The organism is Martelella sp., from assembly GCF_984369615.1.
Genome location: NZ_CFHTCS010000141.1, coordinates 1 through 10,392, shown reverse-complemented (window position 1 = coordinate 10,392; position 10,392 = coordinate 1). Strand labels below are relative to the sequence as shown.

The following is a 10,392-nucleotide window of genomic DNA, read 5'->3' as shown; positions in this document are numbered from 1 at the left end:
CAGCCACCAAATGCGCCTTGTGCGGAAAGCATGCGCGTTCCCGGGTCCGGATGCGCGCCGGGACGAGATCCGGAGGGCACTCAAAACCGCAGCGACAGGCCGATGATCGGACCCTGCTCGACGACGTTGAAGACGAACCCATCGCTGTTGTAATCAACCCCGAGCGCGCGGTACCCGGCAACCGCCGAGACCGTGTCGTTGAACCGGTAGCCGATCGTCGCTGCCACATCCCAGTCGAGATCGGCGCCGCCGGCGCCGATGAAGCCCCATCCGGTCAAATAGACTTTCGGTGTCAGGAAATAGCTCCCGCGCAAGCCGGCCATGGCGTCCACCCATGTGGCGCTATCGCTTCTCGACCGACCGTCGAAGGCGCCGCCGGTGATGGAAAGCGTGCTGTCGACGGACCAGACCCGCAGACCGCCGACGACTTCAAGCCGGTATTTCTCATCCTCCGCGAAGGTATAGCCGGCGCCGAGCAGCCCTGCGAAAGTGCTGGTTTCCAGCTTAACGGAGGCGGCGGTGTTGCCAACCGGCGAACCGGTCTGACCGGACAGCTTGATGTAGATGGCATCGCCGATCACGCTGTACGGCCCGTAGCGCGCTTCGCCGATCGCCATCAGACCGACATCGAGATGGTCGAAGATATTGTCGAAACTTGCGTCGACGGTCACTTGCGGAAGCCCGAACTGGGCAATGTCTCCCGAAATTCCGGCAGCCCAGAAATAAGGCGCGAAGGTAAACGTCCAGCCCTCGGGCGTGGAGGCCTCCTGGATGTTCGGCGTCATCGGCAGGTAGATGTCTGCAGCCCGGGTCTGCTGAAATGCCAGGCAGACGCCGATCGCGGCAAGAGACGAAACCAGGCGGATTTTCATGTTGTCTCCCATAGTGTTGTCGGCATGCGGATCGGTTGTTCAACCGCCATAACGGGCGCGTCTGTCCTGCCGGAAATGCCTCATCATTCAAGCCATCTGTGCATTCGATCCATTCTCAACTGCCGCAACATCGTTCGGGCGCAGACCAGCAGCTCGAACAGAAATGCGACGAGCGACGCAATCAGCGATACGATCGCGCCGCCGAAGAGCCACAACAGGTTTTCCTCGCGCAACCCGATCTCGAGCGCGCCGGCCAGCAGGTTCAGGATCGCGCTGCCCGTGCAGATCGCCGCAACCGCGCCGAGGATCATGGCGACCACAAGCGTCAGCGCCCCTAGCCGCAGGTCCGGGTCCTGTTCGCGCAGCGCCCGTCCGCTGTCCGCGATCTCGTTCAAACGGTCCGAAACTCTCCCCAGTCGTATCGTATAGATACTCACAAAGCCCGCGGTGCCCGCCAGCAGGAAGACAGGGGCAAGGGATGTTTGCACGATAGCGACGAGATCGCTGACGATAGGTTGTTCATTCACCAAAATCACTCGAAACCAATTCAAACCGTCAAGCCGGTCGGTTCGCGATCCGGGGATCGCTGCCCGATGAACGGGTCATCGTCCCGGGAATAAGGGCGTCCGACACCCAACCCCTGCGCCAAGCCCGCTATCCGATTAATTGATCCGTTCGATTTCACCCGGCTTCCATGACTTGTCGAACCATGATTCCAATGGACCATAGAGCCGCAGCACGACGTTCCATCCCTTTCCGGGCACCGTCTGAACCCAGTTGTTCTCGTGGCCTTCCGGCGCCGTCGGACCGAACCAGATATCGACGGATGAATCGGCATTGACCACGATATCCGTCTTGTCGCTGCCGATGCTCGGAAACGGCTGGTCGGTCTGCAGCATCGAGCGGGTCTGGTTGTCATAGACGACGAGCGACCAGAAATCCTTGGCCGGGATGTTCGGGGGCAGTCGAAGCCTGTAGGTCGAACCGCCGTCGAAAGGTTTCTTGTCGCCATCCATGGTCGCGGCCGCGTATTGCGAACCGACGCCGACGCGCTTGATCGCCATAGCCGGCGTTATCCCGGTCGCGTAGTAGTGAAACAGCGTCCGGGCATCGAGGAAGCGAACGCCGGGCTCAAGAAGGAATTCATAGCTGCCGCCGACGAACCCGGTAAACCAGGCGCTGTCGGGATAGTAATAGGCCTCCTCGATGCGTGTCCTGAAGGTGATGGTGCGGGCCGTGGCGTTGCCGACGGCCACGGCATCGGTGAGGATCTTCTTCATCCGCTCGTCCGGCGCGAAAGGCTTGCCCTTGACGATCCCGATCGCGGCGAGCTGACCGAGCACCTCGGGGTGGTAGGCATCGTTCGGTTCATGCTGAACGATATCGTTCACTTCCTCGTAGAAATGGAAATCATTGGCATGGATGGTGTTGAACACCTTTCCGGACGCATTGATGAAGGTCATCGGCGGCGGATTGTCGGCTTCCGACAGCGGGTAAACCCTGGTGAACTTCCTGTTGTTGTCGACCGCCGTCGTGGTGCTTCCGTCCTCCATGAACCCCCTGAAGAACAGAAGGTTGCCGTAGGTGGGCGAGCGCAGCACGAAATAGCCGTCCGGCACCTCGCCGTCATAGCCCGGGGGCAACAGCAGATACTTGCCGCCCTTGCCCTTGTCAGGACCGGCATTGCCGATATCGCCGACATATTCGAACCAGTGGCTGTCGATGAAGCCGAGAATATTCGGCGGCGTTTCGATCACCAGCGGCCCCGTCTTGGTGTCGAGCCAGGCCAGATTGTAGACGCTTTCCGTGTTCCCTGTCAGGAACAGCGAATGCGAGTCCATCAGATCCTCGAAGACCAGAACGGACTGGTTGTTGTCCGCGCCCTGGCTTGCAAACCCGACCCGCATCGCTTCCGCCGAAGCCCCGGGCATGGCGTTCAGGAATGCCTCGACGCCGCGCATGAAATCGAGGTTGTCGTAGACCAGGTTCGCGGTGGCATCGTCCGGATAGCCGTCGAAGAAGTTCAGCGTTCCAAGACGGGTCTCCACGCTTTCCGGCGTGACAATGGCTTCAGGGATGGGCGTCGTCATCTTCATGACGGGCGGCGCCTCGGCGCGGACTGCGCCCGCAAGCATCACCGCAAAAGTGAAGCAGACCAGGTTTTTCATGGGCACCATTGTTCTCTTTCCTCCACGTGGGCATCATTCCGCCTGAAGCCGCTTGCGCAATCCGGAAACATCATTCCCGAAAGGTTTGATGGCATTGCGCGTCGAAGACCGGACGGGAGCGCCGGGCCCGGTCCTCGCCGGCTGTCGCGCCGCCACATGAGCGGCGCGAGGTCGTCTGCCTATTTCGCCGTTTCGAGGGCCGGAGGCTGCCAGGTACCTTGCCCGACCGGCAGAACGGAGGGTTTTCCGGTCTTCGGCCAATACATGCGCATCGCCAGATAGATCGGCCCGTCCGGCGCCGGAAGCCAGTTCGATTCCTTCTCCGCGCCAGGGGTGTCCTTCTGAATGTAGAGCGTCAGCGAGCCGTCCGCATTCTTCTTCAGTTCCGGCAGCATCGGGGAATTGATCAGGTAACGGTTGATGGGATTCTCGATCAGCAACTGCGTCTTTCCGTCGTACATGGTGATCGACCAGAACGCCTCGACCGGCGGCAGTTCTCCTGCCGGAAACGTCAGCGTGTAGCTTTGCTTGCTGCCATCGAGCAGGTCGCCATTGGCGAGGTTCCTGCCCAGGATGTAGACCGCCTCGGCGGCATCATTGCCATAGATGCCGGCGGACGCGCCCGCCGCGCGTTTGATCCAGTCGCCGTCGACGAACGCGGCATCGCCCCAAAGATCGCTTATCGACCACCCATTCGCCTTGTACAGCTTGTCGGCGAGGTACGCCTTCACCTTCTCGTCACCGTCACGCATGCCGAGCGCGACTTCGAGCCGGTGCTCAAGCGGCATGTCCTTGAACTGGAACGACTTGCCCGGGCCGACGCCGATCTTGGCAAGCTTGGCGCGGATCTCGGTTTCGGCGGAAGACGCAGGGGCGAACTGAAGGGCGAAGTCCAGATACTCGAAGAAATTGGTCTTGACGAGGTCCTTGTCGACCTTCGGGCAATCGGCGGCCGGGGCAGCCGCCGGGGCGGGTTCGCCGGCGTAGGCGGAAAGCGTCTGCACCTTGTAGCCGGCCTGGACCTTTTCGACATTGGGCATGTCATCGGGGCCGAAGAGCTGCGTGCGATAGATAGCCAGCGAAAACTGCGTGGACGCGCGGAACACCTTCTTGATGCCCTCCGGCGTCTTGCCGCTCCAGTCCGGCCCGGCGATCATGTAGTCGCCGGCGTCGCTGCCTGTCGCGCGGCTGCCGATGTAGCCGAAATTATAGGTATTGCCATCGACCAGCTGCACCGAGTAGTAGCGCTTGTCGACCGCCGGGACCGACAGCACGACCGGTTCCGCCCGCAGATCGAGAGACGCAACCGAGTAGGGCGTATCGCTGTTCGGACTGATGATCGTCGTGTCCTTGTAGGTGTAGACCCGCGCCTCGTTCTTGATCTCGTTGAAGGGGGCCTTGAACTGATCTGAGTCGCGATCGACCGCATAGTCGTACATGATCGCGTAATTCATCACGATCGGCAGCCCGTAGACGTAGCCCTCCTCGGCGATCTGTTTCGCCTCGACAATGCTTGGCCAGTCTTCTGCATTGGCCGTCTGCACAGAAAATGCGACGAGAGACCCCGCCAGACCCAGCATCACCTTGCCGGCAAGCCTGCCAGTTTGCATCATCATAGCTCAATCCTTCCATGGAGCATTTACGGTGAAGAATTGGACCACCGGCGATGCTCTTTCTCTTTGTTTTGCTGCACTCCCGGATCGAGACCCGGCATCCACTTTTTAGAGAACGCGCTCCACAAGCCTCGCCACCGCGCATGGCTGCCGGCCCATCAGGACGGGCGATGGCGGCTGAAAATGCTTGGGGATACAGGCAAGACGAAATATTCTCCCTTTACTTGAGGGAGAAGAATCTCAACTGTATCCAGATCTGTCATTTGCGTGAAAGGCACGACCATTAAAACATGACGGGCGACGACTGATCGGCTCGCCTGATATTCACGTGTCGATGGCCTATGGCTTACGCGACTAAGGTCATATCTGTGCGCATGCCCCTGAAGGAGACTTCGCTTCTCCTGGACATCCACAAGACAATGCGTAGCAACGAAAGAAATTCGCAACCACTCATTTTGCGCCAAACCCGGCTCCGACGTAGGATTTGCAGATATGACTGAAATACCCGTCATTTCCAGCCGCATACTGCATGGCGTACCCTACTTTGTCCGTCAGGAGCTGGGAGAGCGGGCGTTGCGGCGGGCCAATCGCGCCGCGGGCTTCGATCTCGAACTTCTTGAAGATCAGAACTGTTTCATTCCGCATGCGGCGGTGGTCTCGTTTCTGAACGCCGCGGCAAGAGCGGCGGGCGAACCCAATATCGGCATCCTGATGGTGCCCGCGATGAATGCCGCCAATTACGGCAGCTATGGTCGCTACCTGCTTGGCGCGGAAACGCTGGGCCTTGCCATCGAGCGGGCGATCTCCGCACTGCCCTATCACAGTACGGGCGATGGGATGTCGGTCGCTATCGTCGGCAACGAAGTGCGATACAGCTATGCATTCGCCCTTGCCGGCTGTGAGGGCTACGACGCGATCGCGGTTGCGGCGGCCGGCGTGCTTCTCAGCGTGATGAGAGCTTATCTGCCCGCCTACTGGACCCCGTTGCGGGTGGAACTCGACATCGCCAAGCCCCGCCAGACAGCAGCGCTCGAAACGGTGTTCCAGTGCCCTGTCGTCTTTGGCGCGCCGGTGGTGACGGCTGTGATCGAGCGCCATCATCTCGCAGCAAACCCGCGCCGCGATGCAAGATCGATTGTCACCATCGAGGATGTCATGAGAGCAAGACGGGGCGGCGCACCGCGCGACATGCTCAACGTGGTTGTCGAACAGCTTCGCACGCAGGTCCGCGCCGGCAGCATCTCGTTGGAGAGCACGGCGCGCGCGATGGACATCAGCATCCGGACACTGCAACGCGAACTGAACCGAACCGGTACCGATTTTCGCAGCATGGCGAATGCGATCAGGATCCAGAGGGCGATCGAACTGCTTCGGCATACCAACGGAACGATCACCTCGGTTTCGGCTGAGATGGGATATTCCTCCCCCGCCAATTTCGCGCGCGCTTTCAGAAAGGTAACCGGCTACGGGCCGCGGGAGTTCCGGACAAGCAACCGGCCACACGGGACAGCAGAGCATCATTCGTAAGTCCCTTCCGGAGAAGAAAACCTTTCGCATTCCGCGCGTTGCCGATTGTCTGCTTCCAATCGTCGCTGAAATTCGATTTGCGCATGCGCGCCTTCCTTCCTCAGTTTTGGGCAGGAAGGCATCGACAACTCCTGGGGACATCCGCCCATCACGACGGCAGAATTGCTGGGCGCGCCGCGCTTCGCTTTCAGCCGGGAGAATTTCCGGAAGGCGCTCCCGCAGCGGCGGAGCAGACCGGCAGATTCGAAAGCGCTATCTGCCGCCCAACGATCACCGCGCCCGATTCGCCGGCAGGGAACTCGGCAGCGGTGCGTCGAGGCCGGTCCGGCGCATCTCTCGGCTCAAGGCGTCAGAAAGGGCCCCGCCGAACCGGGCTGCGGCCAGTATGAGATGATGGCTATCCTCGGCCATTCCGAGGCAAAGACAAGCGAGGTCTACACCCGCCGCGTCGAACGCTGGAAACGCGCCGTCAACGCCATGCAAAGAAGCAAAGCGCCCCAGGCATGGTCCTGACGTGGTACACGTCTGCACATGACCAACTGATGTGGTTGTACTTTATTCTGAGAATGGTGCGGTCGAGACGAGACGTACAGGGACGATTTCGTCAGTTTTTTCAGTCGCAGGACTGGACCACAAGGGCGAATATCGAGCTTAGCCTTTTCAAGGGCTTAGCGGAAGCGTGCCCCATGAAGGGATAGGCAGAATGCAGCCACTATAATCGAAGCCCTTTGGTGCAGTCATTTGCCACATGACAGCCATCGCTGTGCCAATTGGACACCTCGATCTACCCTGCTCCGAGGCTTTGGCAGGCGGAGTTTACGAGGGCGGGGCATTTTTTCGTGCATTTCGGTGTCGTGGAATTCTGCGTCTAGGCCCGTTTTCCGGGCTTTGTCGTCAGGCGTTCGCGCATTTCCCTTCATGGAAGGCGTAGCGAAGCATGTTGTTGACGATATTGGCCATGCCGATCTTCACCTTCGCCCTGTGGACGACGATGGTTTGGATGAAGAGCCTCATTTTGTCCCTCTGCCTGGCGAACACACGCTCGAAGGCGGACCTGAGCTTTGATCGTCGCCCATTGCTTCATGCGTTTTTCTGAATAGGGCAGGCCAACGGCATGATATGGTGCTTCGTAACTTTACCAACTCAAGTCAATGCCATATTTTCAATGCGATAGTTGAATACCATTTTTGAAGATTTTTTTTCGAACGCCTAAGCAGACACCCGTTTTTCATTGCAGCAAAGCGGACAGCGAGACATGGCGCAGGCCCTTTCCGGGAATGATTATGACTTTGCTTTCGACCTTGATCGGAGTGTGCGCGATTTTAGCCCTTCTTCTGGGTTTGCTTCCCTCGTTGGCGGATAATTGGCCTGCAGCTTTTTTGGGCGGCATACGAGCTCATCTCGCGGCAGCTGCGCTGTTATTTTCGCTCTCCCTCCTTTTTCTCGCTAGGTCCGCGTGGCTGGCTTTGCCTCTGGCGGCGTCGGTGATGATGTGCCTGTGGGTCTGGCACCTGAACGAGAGAACATCTCAATCAACAATTATGGCGGAGGAGGACAGGCGGAGGCTCAAAGTGATCGAGTTCAATATTCTGCGTACCAATCGAAACGGCGCAGAGATTGCCCGTTGGCTCGAAGAGGCGGACGCAGATATCATCTATACTCTCGAATCCAGGCCGCTTGCCGACGAACTCTCCGCCCTTTCCAAGGTTTATCCCTATAGGGCCGGATGTGGCGTGCTTGTCTCCGCCTGCGACATGATGGTTATGTCTAAATTTCCGCTCGATAGAGCACAGTTCGGAAGCATGGGCAGGCTTTACCATAATCGATTTTTGCAGGCGGCTATAAGCGTCAATGGTACCCATTTGACGATTGTGGCGATGCATCTAGCAAAACCCTATTTCGACGTCCATCAAAGTAAAGAACTCAGAAGTGCGGCAGCCCGGCTGAAGAAGATTGAGGGTCCAATCATTGTCGCAGGGGATTTCAATTCATCATTATTGTCACCGGATATTCAGTCTTTCCTGATGCAGACGGGCCTTCGCTCGTACTGGGATGAACCGCGAACTTGGCCTGTCAACGCTCCGGCGCTCGGCCTCCCGATCGATCATATCTTTGTACGCTCGCCAGCCTATATCGAGAGACTTGATCGCATTGAGGATAATATGGGGTCCAATCATTATGGGCTGGAAGCGGAAGTCTCCCTGCCATCCCTTGCGGACAGCGGCATATCACGCCCGGCGAATTCGCAATGAAAATGGCTCTGGGAAAGCAGGCTGTGATTAGGCGTGGAATAAGGGCTCTGACGCAATCTCGATGGCATCAGGACGCTCCGACGACACGCGCCTCGAGTAGATCGAGTTTTCCCCGTCCGTACATCTGCCGTTTGACAAGTTTCAGTTTGGTAATCTGCCCTTCGGTTTGACCGTTCGACCACTTTGAGGTGATCGCATTTTGGACCGCAGCCCTATCACGGATGACGCCGTTGGCGAAGGAGGCCACCAGACTTTTAATCGCACGGTCGATCCAGGCGTCCAGATCATCTTTGGACTTGTGGCGCAGGATTTCATGGAAGCCGTCAACGACATCCCTGGCTTCGACAAGGTCTGGCAGACTTTCTTCAATGGCTGCAATCGTCATCGTTTGGGCCTTGGTCAGGTTGCTCCGTTCAAGCGTCATCAGGCGGACGACCGTACGGGCGGCCGGCGCATAGCCGAGACCGCTTTCGGCCTTTTCAGCACGCCGATGCCGCGTTGCCCATTCGGAGACAACCCGCAGGCTGCCGTCGAAGCCAGCCAATCGAAGTTGCCGCCATAGCTCAGCTCCGTTTCGCAGTCCGGCATCCCATTGCGTTTCAAGCCAAGGCAGATACGGCTCGAGCGAGCTTTGTCGGACCCGGAAGATTTCGGTACGCTGACCCCGGACGACACTGCGGATCAGTTTTCGGCTGTATCCGGTTCTTCGCACGATTTCCTTGATCCTTGATGGACACGCCGTTGGCAACGAACCCGCGTATAACGGCATTGGTTTCCTCACGCCGCAGATAACCCTCGTATTGCAGGCGCTCCGCGGCAGTGAGTAGCTTCGGATTAATGGTTGCTGTGCCAATTACCATGCGGACCTGCCGCATATTTTTGCGTACAGCGTCGAGAAAGGCGTGGCTGGCGTTCTCCATAAGGTGCCAACGGTCTGCGATCTGGTCGGCCTGCGGCAGGGCCTGTGCGGCAGCCTGTGCATATCCGCCTCCGCGGTCTCGTGCGACGATTTCAATCTGGGGCTGCTGGGCCAGCCAGGCTTTGGCTGTCGCCAGCTCCCGATCTGGCAACAATGCGATTGTTTTTCGCCGCTCAAGATCGCAAATGATCGTGCCATACCGATGATTGCGACGCCATGCCCAATCATCTATCCCGATGACGCTCGGTGGTATTGGCGGTGGGCGATCATACCGACGAACGGTGCGCAACAGCGTATCATTGCTTACCGGAAATCCGAGGCGATCCGCAAGTCGGGCTGCCGGTCGACCGCCCAATGCAAGCGCGAGATGGCGAACCAAGGTGTCCAGACGCGCTGTCCTGCGGGCCATCGGTCGGACCACGTCATCGCCGAACCGCTCGGCGAAAATCTTTTGACTGCAATTGCCGTCCCCGCAAATGAACCGTCGAACGGTCAGATGCAATTCGATCCGTCGTCCGCAACACGGTAAATCGCCAATCACCCGCGCGTAGCGGCTATGAACACGATAAGACGCCGTGCCACATTGAGGGCATGAGCTACAGCTCGAAGCAGCACGTGCGGAGATCGCAATTGCCGTGGCATCCTCGCGAATTGTTTCCACCAAAAATTCGGCTGGGATCAGACCGGAAAGACGAAATTGGGAGCGCATGGCATTGATCCTCCAACGAAAACCATGTCAGCAGAGTCCCAAATATCATCGAAATTGAGTCAGAGCCCCATTACAACGCCGATTGACAGGCTGGAGCAATTGGACACCTCTAAAAACCTCGCGAAGATCGGCATTTTCTGATTCACTTCGCGCATTGTGATTTGCATGGAGCGGACGATGCGCGGACAGCCCGGTTTCTTTGATGTTGATGAGCGATATGCGCGGTTGAGCGCTGTCGGTGACCCGCTTGAGAAGCTGAACGCGATCATTCCGTGGACTGTGTTCGAAAGACCGTTGACCAAAGCGCTGAAGCGCTCGGACGGCTCGAAAGG

At 58.5% G+C, this 10,392-nt stretch carries 6 protein-coding genes and 1 pseudogene; 2 read left to right on the top strand and 5 right to left on the bottom strand.

Going from position 1 to position 10,392, the window contains the following annotated elements:
* Positions 1-80: 80 nt before the first annotated feature.
* From AC5DC2_RS12550 to AC5DC2_RS12535, 4 genes are all read right to left on the bottom strand, one after another.
* A complete protein-coding gene (locus AC5DC2_RS12550; protein ID WP_491698709.1) occupies positions 81-872 on the bottom strand; it encodes a hypothetical protein in 792 nt (263 codons plus the stop codon).
* Positions 873-955: 83 nt separating this feature from the next.
* Positions 956-1,399 (bottom strand): DUF2721 domain-containing protein, encoded by a 444-nt coding sequence (locus tag AC5DC2_RS12545; protein WP_491698710.1) that lies wholly within the window; start codon positions 1,397-1,399, stop codon positions 956-958.
* 135 nt (positions 1,400-1,534) lie between these two features.
* Positions 1,535-3,049, bottom strand: a complete 1,515-nt coding sequence (locus AC5DC2_RS12540) for a DUF1254 domain-containing protein (protein WP_491698708.1) — start codon at positions 3,047-3,049, stop codon at positions 1,535-1,537.
* A 170-nt stretch (positions 3,050-3,219) separates the two neighbouring features.
* Positions 3,220-4,656 (bottom strand): DUF1254 domain-containing protein, encoded by a 1,437-nt coding sequence (locus AC5DC2_RS12535; RefSeq protein ID WP_491698707.1) that lies wholly within the window; start codon positions 4,654-4,656, stop codon positions 3,220-3,222.
* A 489-nt stretch (positions 4,657-5,145) separates the two neighbouring features.
* Here AC5DC2_RS12535 and AC5DC2_RS12530 point away from each other — a divergent pair, with 489 nt between their 5' ends.
* The gene (locus AC5DC2_RS12530) at positions 5,146-6,180 is read left to right on the top strand and encodes an AraC family transcriptional regulator (protein ID WP_491698706.1); all 1,035 of its coding nucleotides are present in this window, start codon (positions 5,146-5,148) and stop codon (positions 6,178-6,180) included.
* Between the two features lie 1,283 nt (positions 6,181-7,463).
* Positions 7,464-8,432, top strand: coding sequence for an endonuclease/exonuclease/phosphatase family protein (locus AC5DC2_RS12525; RefSeq protein ID WP_491698705.1), 969 nt, complete (start codon positions 7,464-7,466; stop codon positions 8,430-8,432).
* 67 nt (positions 8,433-8,499) lie between these two features.
* Here the strand turns inward: AC5DC2_RS12525 and AC5DC2_RS12520 are convergent.
* A pseudogene (locus AC5DC2_RS12520) lies at positions 8,500-10,060 on the bottom strand (ISL3 family transposase).
* Between the last annotated feature and the right edge of the window lie 332 nt (positions 10,061-10,392).

Coding starts and splice junctions, on each gene's coding strand:
- AC5DC2_RS12550 (WP_491698709.1), bottom strand. CDS start 872: ATGAAAATCCGCCTGGTTTCGTCTCTTGCCGCGATCGGCGTCTGCCTG.
- AC5DC2_RS12540 (WP_491698708.1), bottom strand. CDS start 3,049: ATGGTGCCCATGAAAAACCTGGTCTGCTTCACTTTTGCGGTGATGCTT.
- AC5DC2_RS12535 (WP_491698707.1), bottom strand. CDS start 4,656: ATGATGATGCAAACTGGCAGGCTTGCCGGCAAGGTGATGCTGGGTCTG.
- AC5DC2_RS12530 (WP_491698706.1), top strand. CDS start 5,146: ATGACTGAAATACCCGTCATTTCCAGCCGCATACTGCATGGCGTACCC.
- AC5DC2_RS12525 (WP_491698705.1), top strand. CDS start 7,464: ATGACTTTGCTTTCGACCTTGATCGGAGTGTGCGCGATTTTAGCCCTT.